The 13,445-nt window shown below is 42.6% G+C and carries 12 protein-coding genes; 10 read left to right on the forward strand and 2 right to left on the reverse strand.

Features of this window, described 5'->3' with window-relative positions:
* Positions 1–73: 73 nt before the first annotated feature.
* The 7 genes from AC58UX_RS01330 to AC58UX_RS01360 all read left to right on the forward strand — a co-directional run bounded on the left by AC58UX_RS01330 (position 74) and on the right by AC58UX_RS01360 (position 6,641).
* Positions 74–2,506 carry an alpha-mannosidase gene (locus AC58UX_RS01330; RefSeq protein ID WP_497248955.1) on the forward strand — a complete coding sequence of 811 codons (2,433 nt, stop codon included), beginning with the start codon at positions 74–76 and terminating at the stop codon, positions 2,504–2,506.
* Positions 2,507–2,516: 10 nt separating this feature from the next.
* A complete protein-coding gene (locus AC58UX_RS01335; protein ID WP_497248957.1) occupies positions 2,517–3,152 on the forward strand; it encodes a D-sedoheptulose-7-phosphate isomerase in 636 nt (211 codons plus the stop codon).
* Positions 3,149–4,117 carry an ROK family protein gene (locus AC58UX_RS01340; RefSeq protein ID WP_497248959.1) on the forward strand — a complete coding sequence of 323 codons (969 nt, stop codon included), beginning with the start codon at positions 3,149–3,151 and terminating at the stop codon, positions 4,115–4,117. The genes AC58UX_RS01335 and AC58UX_RS01340 overlap by 4 nt, the downstream gene beginning before the upstream one ends.
* Positions 4,118–4,170: 53 nt before the next feature.
* Complete coding sequence (gene sigK, locus AC58UX_RS01345) at positions 4,171–4,713, forward strand: RNA polymerase sporulation sigma factor SigK (RefSeq protein WP_497248961.1); 543 nt, start codon at positions 4,171–4,173, stop codon at positions 4,711–4,713.
* Between the two features lie 78 nt (positions 4,714–4,791).
* On the forward strand, positions 4,792–5,463 hold the full coding sequence (locus tag AC58UX_RS01350) for an ABC transporter ATP-binding protein (protein WP_497248963.1): 672 nt from the start codon (positions 4,792–4,794) through the stop codon (positions 5,461–5,463).
* Between the two features lie 297 nt (positions 5,464–5,760).
* Positions 5,761–6,147, forward strand: a complete 387-nt coding sequence (locus AC58UX_RS01355) for a family 43 glycosylhydrolase (protein ID WP_497248965.1) — start codon at positions 5,761–5,763, stop codon at positions 6,145–6,147.
* The gene (locus tag AC58UX_RS01360) at positions 6,129–6,641 is read left to right on the forward strand and encodes a hypothetical protein (protein ID WP_497248967.1); all 513 of its coding nucleotides are present in this window, start codon (positions 6,129–6,131) and stop codon (positions 6,639–6,641) included. Before AC58UX_RS01355 ends, AC58UX_RS01360 begins: the two co-directional genes overlap by 19 nt.
* 109 nt (positions 6,642–6,750) lie before the next feature.
* Here AC58UX_RS01360 and AC58UX_RS01365 read toward each other — a convergent pair whose 3' ends face one another.
* The gene (locus tag AC58UX_RS01365; RefSeq protein ID WP_497248969.1) at positions 6,751–8,277 is read right to left on the reverse strand and encodes a response regulator transcription factor; all 1,527 of its coding nucleotides are present in this window, start codon (positions 8,275–8,277) and stop codon (positions 6,751–6,753) included.
* On the reverse strand, positions 8,255–10,093 hold the full coding sequence (locus tag AC58UX_RS01370; protein WP_497248971.1) for a cache domain-containing sensor histidine kinase: 1,839 nt from the start codon (positions 10,091–10,093) through the stop codon (positions 8,255–8,257). Before AC58UX_RS01370 ends, AC58UX_RS01365 begins: the two co-directional genes overlap by 23 nt.
* Before the next feature lie 273 nt (positions 10,094–10,366).
* Here AC58UX_RS01370 and AC58UX_RS01375 point away from each other — a divergent pair, with 273 nt between their 5' ends.
* The 3 genes from AC58UX_RS01375 to AC58UX_RS01385 all read left to right on the forward strand — a co-directional run bounded on the left by AC58UX_RS01375 (position 10,367) and on the right by AC58UX_RS01385 (position 13,435).
* Entirely contained in the window at positions 10,367–11,674 is a 1,308-nt protein-coding gene (locus AC58UX_RS01375; protein WP_497248973.1) for an ABC transporter substrate-binding protein, read from the forward strand.
* 73 nt (positions 11,675–11,747) lie between these two features.
* Positions 11,748–12,623: a carbohydrate ABC transporter permease gene (locus AC58UX_RS01380; RefSeq protein ID WP_497248975.1), complete on the forward strand. Its 876-nt coding sequence runs from the start codon at positions 11,748–11,750 to the stop codon at positions 12,621–12,623.
* On the forward strand, positions 12,620–13,435 hold the full coding sequence (locus AC58UX_RS01385) for a carbohydrate ABC transporter permease (RefSeq protein ID WP_497248979.1): 816 nt from the start codon (positions 12,620–12,622) through the stop codon (positions 13,433–13,435). Before AC58UX_RS01380 ends, AC58UX_RS01385 begins: the two co-directional genes overlap by 4 nt.
* The last annotated feature ends 10 nt before the right edge of the window (positions 13,436–13,445 follow it).

Below are 13,445 nucleotides of genomic sequence, written 5' to 3' on the forward strand. Positions count from 1 at the left end.
GCCTTAGGATGACTAAGGCGATGCGGTCCTCACGAGGAATCAACATGGAATATACGGAAGGAGTTAATATACTGTGACTAATAAAAAGCTTCATATGATCGGCAATGCACATTTGGATCCAGTTTGGCTATGGAGATGGCAAGAAGGGTTTCAAGAGACAAAAGCAACATTTCGCTCCGCTCTTGATCGGATGAAGGAATCCGACGATTTTCTTTTTACTTCAAGTTCGGCAGCCATTTATGAGTGGGTAGAGCTTAACGATCCTGAGATGTTCGCAGAGATCAAAGCGCGGATTGTCGAGGGACGGTGGCATCTGGTTGGCGGTTGGTGGATCCAGCCGGATTGTAATATACCGAGCGGTGAATCATTTGTCCGCCAAGGCTTATACGGCCAACGTTATTTCCAAGAAAAGTTCGGCGTAACGGCCAAAGTTGGCTATAATGTCGACAGCTTCGGACATCATGGGATGCTTCCTCAAATTTTAAAAAAGAGCGGAATGGACTATTACGTCTTTATGAGACCTAGTCCGCATGAAAAAGGATTGCCTGGACGTGTGTTCTGGTGGGAATCCGATGACGGATCACGTGTATTGACGTTCCGCATCATGTTTGAATATTGCACATGGTGGGAAGATTTGGAGCAGCATGTGGCCAGATGTGCGACAGAATTGAAGGAGCCGCAGTCCGAATTAATGTGCTTTTACGGCGTTGGGAATCATGGTGGAGGACCGACGAAGAAGAATATTGAAAGTATTCGTAAACTCAATGGACGAGAGGATATGCCTGAGCTAACCTTCAGTTCGCCGAATGTATTTTTTGACGAAATCGATAAGCCTTCTGCGAATTTCCCTGTTGTCCATGATGAGCTGCAAATGCATGCTGTAGGTTGTTTTTCAGCACATGCAGGGATTAAACAATGGAATCGTAAAGCGGAAAACATGCTCGTCAAGGCGGAGAAGTTCTCCGTACTAGCGAATTGGATGACGGGACAACCGTATCCAACCGAATTGGATCGTGCATGGAAAAATGTTTTGTTCAACCAATTTCATGATATTCTTGCAGGAACGAGCATTGAGCCCGCCTATGAAGACGCACGTAATGAGTATGGGGAAGCGATCGCGATTGCGGAGCGCAGTCTAAATTATGCGATTCAGTCGCTTGCCTGGAAGATTGGCATCGAGCAAGAAGAAGGGATGAAGCCGATTGTCGTCTTTAATCCGAACGCTTGGGCTAGCAAAGTGAATGTGGAATTAGAGCTTGCAACCTATGATGAATCCTGTGTATTACTAGATGCAGCTGGGAGATCTATTCCTTTTCAAAATGTCCAATCTCTTGCCACAACGAATGGGAGATGTCGCGTTAGTTTTATTGCAGAACTGCCGTCATTAGGATATGCCGTATATAAATTAACGCCAAGACCAGGCACGATCGTGGAGAAAAACTCCTCTACTGAGATGAAGTCCAATGATTATGCGATGGAAAATAAGTATTTCCGCATAGAATTTGATCCTGCCACTGGATTTATCACCAGTTTGTATGATAAGAACGCGGGATGTGAGTTTCTGAAAGCTCCGGCTCGGCCTGTGGTGATCGAGGATCGAAGCGATACGTGGAGTCACAATGTGACCCGTTACCAAGATGAGATTGGTGAATTTAAAGCTGTAAGTATTAAACGTGTAGAACATGGAGCAGTAAAAACGGTGATCCGCGTTACAAGTCAATACGGTAGCTCCAAACTTATTCAGGATTTCACCATGTACCCTCAGCATGATCAGATAGATGTAAGTGTCATCGTCGATTGGCGTGAGCAGTTTAAAATGCTAAAGCTGGTCTTCCCGGTTCATTTAACGAATATGAAATACACCTTTGAAATTCCTTATGGGCACATCGAACGTCCTCATCACGGAGAAGAAGTATCTGGTCAATCATGGGTTGATGCAGCGGGATTAATTCCTGGAACGGGTACTGTGTGTGGATTGAGCTTGTTAAACGATGCGAAATACAGTTATAGCGTTCATAATAATGAGTTATCGATGACAGTCTTAAGAAGTCCCGTATATGCACATCACGATCCTGCAAATATTGATCCTGAAGGCTTGTATTCATTTATGGATCAGGGTTTGCATAAATTCCGCTATTCTCTTTATCCGCATCAAGGAACTTGGGAAAAGGCTGAAACGGTACATCGCGCGGTGGAATTGAATCAACCGCCTGTTGTATTAATTGAAACTTACCATGAAGGAACACTTGCGCAATCCGATTCTTTGTTGCAAATTGATCAGGCTAATATCGTCATTGGTGCCATGAAAAAGGCCGAAGATAATGACGACATCATACTTCGTTGTTTTGAAACGACAAAAACGAAGACAGACGTGACGATTCGACTGCCTAGATGGGATCGAACCATTCAAGCTACCTTTGACCCCTGTGAAATTAAAACATTCCGAATTCCACGTGACGCTCGAAGACCTGTCGTGGAAACGAACATGTTGGAATGGTCAGAGTAGGGGGAGAAATATGTCAATCATCTTGCAAGCCATGTTGACGAAATATCCAGAATTGAAGGAGTGCCAAACCGATATAGAAAGCGCTTTTGAAATGCTAAAAGCATCCTTTCTCCTAAATGGTAAATTGCTGATTTGCGGCAATGGCGGTAGCGCGTCTGACAGCGGTCATATCGTCGGTGAACTGATGAAGGGTTTCATGTCGAAACGAATACTGTCACAAACTGAGAAATCGCTGTTCGTGGAACAATTTCCCGAAGAAGGAGACTATCTTGCCAGTCATCTACAGGGGGCACTTCCAGCTATTTCACTTGTCTCACAGTCAGCTTTAATGACTGCTTACAGTAATGATATGGCAGCGGATATGACATTCGCGCAGCAAGTATATGGGTACGGTCGGCCTGGTGATATCTTACTTGGCTTATCAACATCCGGAAACTCGTCAAATGTGATACGGGCGATGCAGGTTGCACGGGTGAAAGGCGTGCGGACTATCGGGATGACAGGGAAATCAGGCGGAAAAATGAAAGACCTGTGTGAGGTAACCATTCGGGTGCCAAGTGATTCTACACCTGATATTCAAGAGTGGCATTTGCCAATCTACCATGCGCTTTGTCGGATGCTTGAAGAGGAGTTTTTTCCATCATGAGAATTGTAGCAGGCATTGATATTGGCGGAACCAAATGTGCGGTTAGTCTGGGTAAGGTGTCATCGGATGGAGTATCGATCGTGGATAAGCGAAAATTTGCTACTCCTGAGTCGCCTCAGGAAACGATAACGAGATTAATTAAGGTACTGGATGACCTTGTTCATGAGAATGGTGATGTAAGTCCAGCGGCAATCGGGATCAGTTGCGGTGGACCGTTGGATAGTAGAAAGGGTACTATTCTATCCCCTCCAAATTTACCTGCATGGGATCACGTTGATATCGTAAGTCCCTTTCAAGAGAAGTACCGTGTGCCTACGGGGCTGCAAAATGATGCCAATGCTTGTGCCCTTGCCGAATGGAAGTGGGGGGCTGGCAAAGGTTGCAACAATATGGTTTTCCTTACTTTTGGCACAGGTATGGGGGCTGGACTGATTTTAGATGGCAAATTGTACGTGGGCACGAATGATATGGCCGGAGAAGTTGGACATATTCGTTTGGAAGATGAAGGACCAATTGGATACGGTAAAATAGGATCTTTTGAAGGCTTTTGTAGTGGTGGTGGTATTGCGCGTCTAGCTCAATCTATGGCTCGCAATCATTTAGTCATTGGAGAAACGACGTTATTTTGTAACTCCGTTGAAGATTTGCACCAAATCACCACGCAAGATGTGGCAGAAGCAGCACAGCAAGGTGACCTACTAGCGTTTGAGGTATTTCAAATTGTAGCCAAACAATTAGGGAGAGGCCTCGCACTACTGGTAGATATATTAAATCCGGAATGTATTGTCATTGGGAGTATTTACAGTCGCCAAGAAGAACTCTTGAAGGGCTTAATGATGGATACTTTAAGAGATGAAGCGTTGCAGCATTCGCTAAACGCTTGTCGCATCGTACCTGCAGGTCTTGGTGAGCAAGTAGGGGATTTTGCCGCGCTATCGGCTGCGAATTATGTATTGTACAAATAAAATAAGTAACACGATTCAGCCTTACGAGAAATCGTAAGGCTATTACTTTTTAATTGACGGCACTAACGAGGCTATTTACGTTGTTTCGTGTTCACAACCTCAAAAAATTCGATAATACAGGAGAAGATTTGATCTCCATCGGGACGATTGGATTGATCAAAGCTATCGAATCCTTCTCTCCAAACAAAGGGACAAAGCTGGCGACTTTTGCAGCACGTTGTATCGAGAACGAGATCCTGATGCATCTGCGCTCCTTGAAGAAAACGCGGAAAGATGTGTCCTTGCATGACCCAATTGGCACAGACAAAGAGGGGAACGAGATTACACTCATCGATATCCTCGGTAGCGAAGCTGACGATGTGGTTGATGCAGTTCAGCTGAAAATCGAAAAGTCCAAAATTTACAGAAATCTGGAAATTTTGGACGACCGTGAGAAAGAAGTCGTAGTCGGAAGGTTCGGGTTGGAGCTTGGTGGAGAAGAGCGGACGCAGCGCGAGATAGCAAAGGAGCTGGGGATTTCACGTTCGTATGTATCGCGGATTGAGAAGCGGGCGTTAATGAAGTTGTATCATGAGTTTTATAAGGCGAAACGGTAAGGTCAACAAGTTGAGGTCGACACGTCGGTGAATCGTATTTTTCATTTATTTGGCATCAAATAATGGGGGGCGAAGACAATGACAGCATTAATACAATTTGAGCATGTGAGTAAGTTTTACCATATGGGTGGAGAAATCATAAGGGCGTTGGACGACATTTCGTTAGATATCGCAAATGGTGAGTATGTTGCTATTATGGGACCGTCAGGTTCCGGGAAGTCCACGTTGATGAATAACATCGGGTGTTTGGATGTTTCGGATGAAGGGGTCTACACACTAGATGGGAAGCAGATTCATTCGCTTAAGGATTCACAGCTGGCCGAGATTCGGAATCGGAAGATCGGGTTTGTTTTTCAGAGTTTTAACCTGCTGCCGAGTTTGAGCGCTTATGAGAATGTGGAGCTTCCGCTGATTTATCGGGGCATGTCGAAAAAGCAGCGTGAGCCAATGGTAATGAAAGCGCTGGAAGCCGTGGATCTGCTTGATCGGAGGAAACACTTTCCTTCGGAGCTCTCCGGCGGACAGCAGCAGCGCGTTGCTATTGCGCGCACATTGGCAGGCGATCCGCCAATTATTTTGGCGGATGAGCCTACCGGCGCGCTGGATTCGAAGACGGGCGCTGAGATCATGGATATTTTCAGTCGGTTGAATGATCAGGGACGGACGATTATTGTGATTACGCATGACCGGCAGGTTGCGGAGCAGGCGAAGCGGGTTGTGCGGTTTTGGGATGGTAAGTTGGTGCATTGAGTTAGGAATGAAGTCATAAAACCCGTGCAAATTGCACGGGTTTATCTAATGTCTCAAATTTATAAGTCAGGGAAAGATCGTGTAGTTAATTGTTGTTTACTTTTGTGAACATATACTATTTTCATTTGTTCGTTATCATAAATTTTATTAGACGAAGTGGTAGTCCGCTAGTTTGGAGTATCTTGTTCTTCATTAGCACTAACTATGAATTCATTAATTCAAAAAAAATATAATAAGAAATCATGGGGTTTTTCAAAAAGAAAAATGCGGAATCAAACCTAGTTTTGGGGAAATATGATGTCTTTAAAACTCTATGAAATTCAGTTGAGAGATCCTTTTCTCTTGCCCGTTGAATCTGATAAAACCTATTATTTAAATGGAACGGATGGTCGAACGGCGTGGAAGGGTAAGGCTTTAGGATTCGATGTATTTCGAAGTAACGATCTTTTGACCTGGGAGGGCCCATTTCTGGCATTCCGACCGGAACATGGATTTTGGGCAGACCATCATTATTGGGCACCCGAAGTGTTTTTCTATTTTGGTAAGTACTTTATGTTTGCTTCATTTAAAGCAGAGGATAAATGCCGAGCAACGCAAATTTTAGACGAAGTCAATCAAGTTTGGATGGTTTTTTGTAGGGAGTGGCTTCAAGTAAAGATGGGGAGATGTATGCTATTCCTTTGATTCCGGCTTTGGATGGAACCTGTGGGGAACCGCAACTCCTCTTTCGAGCATCAGATGCCCCATGGTCAAAAATAGGTGATCAGGGACAATATGTTACGGATGGACCATTTTTGCATCGCTTGAATAATGGACAACTTGTCATGTTATGGTCAACTAGTGGTGAAAAGGGGTACACGCCAGATACGAATGATACGGTAAGGTCATGGCAGGCCCCGAAAACAGGAACGATCCGGCTAACAGGAACGGTGAGAAAATCAGCGAGCGGTATTGGTGGAGATGGTGTGAATGTGAAAATCGTCAGAGATTTCACGCAGATTTGGCCGGCAAGTGGTTGGCAATTTATTGGGGGGGCGGATACAACGGGAGTAAGCTACGACATAACGGTTCCAATCACGCAAACCAACAATCTTTATTTTGTAGTGAATCAGAATGGGAACAATTATTTTGACGCTACATCATGGAATCCTAAAATTCAATATACGTCCATTCCGTAGAGAGCAACTAATTAGAGTAGATTTACCCACTGGCCTTTCGAGCACTCCCTGCTTTTATGCAGAGATATGCTCGTGGGCTTTTTTCATTGGGTTCCTTCTGTTAGTTTTGTCACATTAGGGATTTTTTATATTCAGTAGGAGTTAAGCCTGAGTATTGTTTGAATAATTTACTGAAATAAAAAGGGTCGGTATATCCCACTTGCTCGGCAATATTTTTCAGGAGCAGTCTGGGGTGATTGCGAATAAGCCGTTTGGCTTCTTCGATGCGAATATTCGCGAGATAATCTAGAGGCGATTGATTCTTCTTGCGTTTGAATACACGACTAAGATATTTCGGGTTCAAGTGAAAAGCATCTGCCAGGTCAGCAAGAGCAATATTATCTTTATAATGGTTTTGTAAGTAACATTCCAACTCTTCTACCCATTCGCTTTCGTCTTTATTCTCTCCTTCGCTGTTAAAAAGGTGTGAAAACCATTCTTTAAGTCCACTAAGCAGTGAAGAGTACTCTGTAGCCTGTTCAATGATTTCTTCTAATTCATACTCGTTGGTCTTTATTATTCCTGCACTTGCTGAATGAGTAGATTTGATATGGGACTGCAATGATTGCAGCAAGGAGAGCATGGTTTTTTGCCAAGCTGCACGAGAAGTTGACTCTTTATATAAAATACTCAATAAATTTTCCAGTTCATTTAAAAACTCGTTGATTTTTTTGCGATCCAAAAAAGTAATGAGGCAATGTTCTATTTCGCGTGGAATAGACATTTTACCTGGTACAGAAAATGCCTGGGTGTTTCCCATGTTACTTATGGAAGCTTCACCTATTTTATTGATCAAATGGGCTTGTTTGCGCACTCTTTTTAAATTGTCTGCTATTTCGGTCAAACGATGGCTGATTGGCGCTAAAGTAAAAGAAACGGATTTGCCAGCAAAGAGGTATGCAATGAGCTCGCTTAATTCTTGCAGCCGCTGGGCATTTAATCCATGGGTGCCCAAAAGAAAGATATGTTCATTTTCCAACGGGGATTGGATTTCGTATTGCTTTTCGTCGGAACTTAAAAATTGACTTGCCAGATTCCAACTGTCCCTTTTGGTAAAGTTATATGGTACTGCTTCAGGCCACCAAACATGAAGCAAAATATAATCGGAAAAATAAAAATATTCCTGGGTCAGAGCGTTTATATCGGATTGACTCCAATGTAATTCCGTATTGTTCGGTGAACTCCACAACTTTAATAATTCGGCTTCAATCAATGACTTGTCATTCATTAGCTGACGCTTGATATTATCGAGAAAATCCTTGATTATTTCATTAGTCGGGGGCTTTAACAAGTAATCACTGACGCCAAGTCGGACTGCATTCCTGGCGTATTCAAAATCCTGATACCCAGATAAGATGGAGCAAATCACATCTGGGCTAAGCCGTTTGACATGTTCGATAAGTGTCAATCCATCCATAATCGGCATATGGATATCGGTTAATAATACGTGCGGTTTAACAAGATTGAGTTCAAGTAAAGCATCTTCGCCGTTCCCATAAATGCCAACAACTTTAAATTCCGGGTCAGTCTCTCTAATCATCTCGGCGATGTTGCGAGAAATAGGGGGCTCATCTTCAACGATCATGATGCGAAACATAGTCATCCTCCTTGTGAATTGTTATGGTAATTTCCATACCTTCGTGTAGATTATGGATTTGAAATCTGACACGATTACCCCAGAAGAGACGATAACGTGTCAATGTGTTCTCAAGTCCCAGTCCGCCGATCGATTTCAGGTTCAGTTGATGAAGTTCTATGACGGTTTCACTGTGTAACCTGTCAATTAATTGCTGTACCTTGGTTAGACTAATGGGGGTGAAACCGTTACCATTATCAATAATTGTAATGATCCAATCCACAGCTTTCGAATCGGAAGTTTGGATGCTTACTGAAACATGATAAGGGGGAAGCACATTGTTAAAGCCATGAACGAAAGAATTTTCAACAAGCGGTTGAAGAATCAGCATAGGTACGGTAATTCTTTTGAGTTTGGAGTCCATTTGAATCGTATAACTTAAATTTCCTTCATACCGGTATTGCATAAGCTCCAGATAAGAAACAACATGCTGATATTCCTCCTGCAGCTCGACTTGATGTAGAACCGGCTTAGAGATATAACGGAGCATCGAGGCCAACTTCAGACTCATTTCGTAGAGTTCGTTAACTTTTAACTCTTTGGCCTTTAGCCCGATGATGGTTAAAGTATTATACAAGAAATGCGGATTCATCTGCGCCTGCATGGCCTGGATTTGCGCCATATTCTCCCGGTAATTCGCTTCAAGCAAATCATTCATCGAATGATTGAGCCGAAGATTCATGTTGGAAAAGGCTTGCGAAAGCTCATAAATCTCTCTGGAAAACTTCATTTTATTCATTGGCATAACGGATAAACTCTCTAAATCCATTTTAAGTACATATCTCTGCAAAAATTGAATCGGGGCAGTGATTCTGGATGCAATGAAAAATGCCAACAGCAGTGCTATGAATATAGCTAAACAGGCAATGAGCATACTGATCCAGCGCAATTGATGAATAGGTTGCATCAATAAATTGAGCGGCTGCAAAATCGCGATGGTCAAGCCTGTATACTCGGAGTGTTGGTAACTGATCATATATGTGGAGTGGCTAATTGGGTTTTCAATTTGTTGCAAATAGCCGGATCCATTACGTATTATCTCCCGATCGAAGGGTAGAATCGTTTTTATCTCGGTATCATCCACCGGAAAGAAAATCCCCCCGTCGTCATCCATAATATAGGCTTCATAATGTGATGAGGGGGGCAATCCCTCTTCAACGAGCTGTTTAAGTTTTTCATAAGATTGTTGAACTTCAACGATCCCAATTCCTGCCTGATGCAAGGTTTCATCACATAAACAACGGGATAGGGAGAAAAACAAGCGATTCGGATCCTGATAGTTTGAATGAGGTAGTGTTAACAGCTTGTCCCCGTCTTTATCAATTGTTTTTGAAATCCATGGTGCTATAACATCTGATTGAGCAGGGTCCAGGCTGGTTTCTGATGAAATGCCAACCTTAACAAATTTTCCTTTTAGATTAAAGACGCTGATGTTTTTGGCGATCAGCCAAGGGTTATTGATGGAACGTAGAACATCCTCGTATACTTTTCGTTGCGCAACCGATTCAAAGGTATTGGGAAAGAGTGCCGGGTTCTTAAAAAACTCGTAAATGTTGGAATCAAATACGACTTGTGCCGAGATTCTGTCCAGATCTTTTACTGATTGGTCCAAAGAAGTTGTCAGACTTTTCAAGGTTTGGATGGCATTGGCCTCTGCCCGGCTCCAGATATAGAGTGAAACTTTATGATAATACAAATAAGTCATAGAGCTTATAATAAAGCTGACAAAGATGGTGATGGTAATAAATAGCTTGGTTCGTATACTCATCAAACCCATAAGGTTTCTCCCCCAATCTATGAATGATCCCATTAACTTTTTGTTAATTCTATCATACCGCCCTCTTAAGTCAACAGTGAATCCCACTATAGTGAAGCAAGTGGAGAGTGTGTTCAATTATCTGCAAATATCACATTTGCAAGGTACCTATTTTCCATGCAAGTAGTTTCTTTCCTCTATTCAACTGCATGCGGGAACAATGTACACTTGGTTTAGGTAAAGAATACCTAAACATAAATTTTGGAGGGGTTAAAAATTAAAAAGCGGACGGGTATGTTTTTTATTACAACAATGGTTGCGGCGCTTATGACACTTACCGCTTGCGGAGGAGCCAAGAACACAGCCGCTCCTACAGGAGCTGCTTCTGCGACAAAGATGCCAACGGCAAAGAGTGTAACACTTAAACTCATGATCAACGCGGATTGGATGAAAGACGGCACTTACAAGAAAATGATCACCGATTATGAAACAAAATCAGGCAACAAAATAGAAACCGAAGAAATTCCGGCAGCAGAGTTTGAAAAGCTGCTTCTCACAAGAATTGCTACACACGAAGAACCGGATCTGTTCTTCTATTTCGGTCAAACAGCCAAATTGAAGAAGATACAGGCAGAGAAGAACCTACTTGACTTGTCCGATCAGCCTTACCTTTCACAAGTTAATCCCGTTGTCGCCCAAAATTATAATGTAGTGAATGGCAAGACTTATGGAATTCCTGTTTCGGGTATTAATGTATCCGGCGTGTTCTATAACAAGAAGGTATTCACAGATTTAGGGTTAGCCGTTCCTAAAACCTGGGAGGAGTTTTTGGCCGTTTGCGAAAAACTGAAACAAGCCAAATTGATTCCTGTCGCTTTAGGATCGAAAGATGGATGGCCGGAATTGCTATTCCCGTTCTCGGCAATGGCTTCCGTAATCAAGAAAAACCCAGATGTCATGACTAAGCTGAACACACATCAAATCACTTGGGATAAGATTCCTGGTGTGAATGAATTCCTGGATAAACAGGCGGAGCTGTACAAGAAAGGTTACTACAACACAGATTTATTCTCCACTACCAGCGATATGGCTAATGAGCGAGTAGCGACAGGCAAGGCAGGCATGGTGGTTCAAGCCGATTGGATTATTCCGGATACCCTGAAGAAATTCCCTGATGCACAGCTTGGATTCTTCCCGCTGCCGGTATTTGGTGCAGAAAGCGTTATTGGTAGCTCCGATCCACGTGGATTATTTATATTCAAAAGTTCGAAGAATATCGATGCAGCGAAAGGCTTCTTAACTTATGTGGCAAGTCCTGAAGTACAAAAAGCATACTCGGCCGAAGTTAAAACAATTCCTTCCTGGAAGGGGTTTAATGTAGAATTGAACCCGGCAACAGCAGAAGCAAATGCCTATTTTGCTGCAGGTAAAGCGGCTCCATTCTGGGAAGCCTTGCAAGATATTCCGGGAGTCAGTTTTAAAATGGAAGAGGCCATGCAGAAATATTATGCAGGCAAGTATACCAGCGGTGCAGAAATTACCAAAGATATGCAAGCTGATGTTGATAAGGCGGCAAAAGCTGCTGGATTGCAAGGTTGGTAAGAAGAATGAATTGATATTCATCGAACTGCCTGCTTGCCTTTAAGCAGGCAGTTCTTCTATAAGGAGGTATGGAATGAATAAAGCAAAGATCTACCCCTACTGGTTTATCGTACCTGCTTTCTTTATTTATCTGGTACTATACGTTTTACCGACACTGTCGAGCTTTGTATATTCATTTACGGATTGGCAAATCCAAAAAGAGAGCATTAAATTCATTGGCTTGGATCAGTTTCTACGATTGTTTGACGGTTCGGAACAAAGCTTTTATAGGCCTTTTCTGCACACAATCAAATATGCAGTATTCGTTACCGTTTTCCAGAATTTGATTGGTTTAGCATTGGCTTTGCTGCTGAATGAAAAATTTTTCGGCAGAAATTTCTTCAGAGCGGTCTTTTTCTTGCCTGTCATCGTAGGTTCATTAATTTCAAGCTACATCTTTTCATCCATTTATCGGCCAACTGGCATTTTAAATCAATTTTTAAGCTGGATTGGGGTCGGTTCTCTACAGTTTGAATGGCTAGGCAACTTCTCAACCGCGTTATTCTCTGTTGCGTCCGTTAATGTTTGGGTATCAGCAGGCTTAACCATGGCCATTTATTTGGCTTCGCTCCAAGGGATTTCCAAGGAAATGCTTGAAGCGGCTAATATCGATGGTTGCGGATATTGGACACGAGTTCGGATTATTGTTATACCATTGATCGCACCTGCGATTACGATAAACGTCCTACTAACACTAATCGGATCATTAAAGATTTTTGACTATATCTTATTGATGACCAATGGCGGTCCTGCAGGAGAAACTCAAGTGATTAATACGTTTATTTACAATCAATTTACCGAAGGAAATCTGGCATTTGGTTCCGCAGCTAACTTACTGTTTTTTCTATTCATATCGATCGTTTCGTTTACTATGTTCTACTTCCTCAAGAAAAGGGAGATACAACTATGAACAAACACACAAGCTGGATATTGCCGCTTTCAGTAGCCATTTTAAGTCTAATCGTCATTGTTCCATTCCTTATGGTAATTTTGGGTTCGCTCAAAACATCCGCAGAGGCCGGGGAATTTAGTTTGGCCTTGCCTTCCAAATGGGTGTGGGACAATTATGCTTATGTTCTTAAAGAGGGAAATGTATTAAATGGTTTTATGAACAGTATGCTCATCACGTGCAGTTCGGTCATTTTTATAATTCTGACATCTTCTGTGGCTGCGATTACCCTCGCACGAAGGAAGAGCAGGTTAAGCGCCATAGTATTAAATATATTTATTTGCGGACTGATCGCGCCTCCTTTCTACATTACCACCGTTAAATTGATGTACCAGTTAGGATTGACGAACAGTTATATCGGTGTTGTGTTGCTATTTGCAGCGTTAAGTTACTCGCTAATCATATTTATGATGACTGGTTTTGTGAATGGGATTCCAGTGGAAATAGATGAAGCGGCCATTGTCGATGGGGCCAACAGCTTAACCTTGTATTTCAGAGTGATTTTCCCACTGCTCGGTCCGATTATCGCAACGGCGGCCATTTTCGGATTCCTGACCATATGGAATGATTTCATCTGGCCATTGTTATTGTTGAGCGACAGTTCCAAAAGAACGATTACGCTTACCGTCTATAAATTCATGAGCGCCAAAAATGGCAACGATTATAACTATGTATTCGCGCAATTGTTGTTATGCATGCTCCCTGTCATGGTGGTTTATGTCATTGCACAGAAGCATATTATCGACGGAATGTCGGGAGCGGTTAAAGGTTAAGCTAAAAGGT

It is taken from the genome of Paenibacillus sp. J22P90 (assembly GCF_059692195.1).

What these genes read in the sequence shown, in the direction of transcription:
- AC58UX_RS01365 (WP_497248969.1), bottom strand. Translation starts at nt 8,277, where the DNA reads ATGTTTCGCATCATGATCGTTGAAGATGAGCCCCCTATTTCTCGCAAC.
- AC58UX_RS01370 (WP_497248971.1), bottom strand. Translation starts at nt 10,093, where the DNA reads ATGGGTTTGATGAGTATACGAACCAAGCTATTTATTACCATCACCATC.
- AC58UX_RS01350 (WP_497248963.1), top strand. Translation starts at nt 4,792, where the DNA reads ATGACAGCATTAATACAATTTGAGCATGTGAGTAAGTTTTACCATATG.
- AC58UX_RS01335 (WP_497248957.1), top strand. Translation starts at nt 2,517, where the DNA reads ATGTCAATCATCTTGCAAGCCATGTTGACGAAATATCCAGAATTGAAG.
- AC58UX_RS01355 (WP_497248965.1), top strand. Translation starts at nt 5,761, where the DNA reads ATGTCTTTAAAACTCTATGAAATTCAGTTGAGAGATCCTTTTCTCTTG.
- AC58UX_RS01380 (WP_497248975.1), top strand. Translation starts at nt 11,748, where the DNA reads ATGAATAAAGCAAAGATCTACCCCTACTGGTTTATCGTACCTGCTTTC.
- AC58UX_RS01375 (WP_497248973.1), top strand. Translation starts at nt 10,367, where the DNA reads ATGTTTTTTATTACAACAATGGTTGCGGCGCTTATGACACTTACCGCT.
- AC58UX_RS01340 (WP_497248959.1), top strand. Translation starts at nt 3,149, where the DNA reads ATGAGAATTGTAGCAGGCATTGATATTGGCGGAACCAAATGTGCGGTT.
- AC58UX_RS01360 (WP_497248967.1), top strand. Translation starts at nt 6,129, where the DNA reads ATGTATGCTATTCCTTTGATTCCGGCTTTGGATGGAACCTGTGGGGAA.
- AC58UX_RS01385 (WP_497248979.1), top strand. Translation starts at nt 12,620, where the DNA reads ATGAACAAACACACAAGCTGGATATTGCCGCTTTCAGTAGCCATTTTA.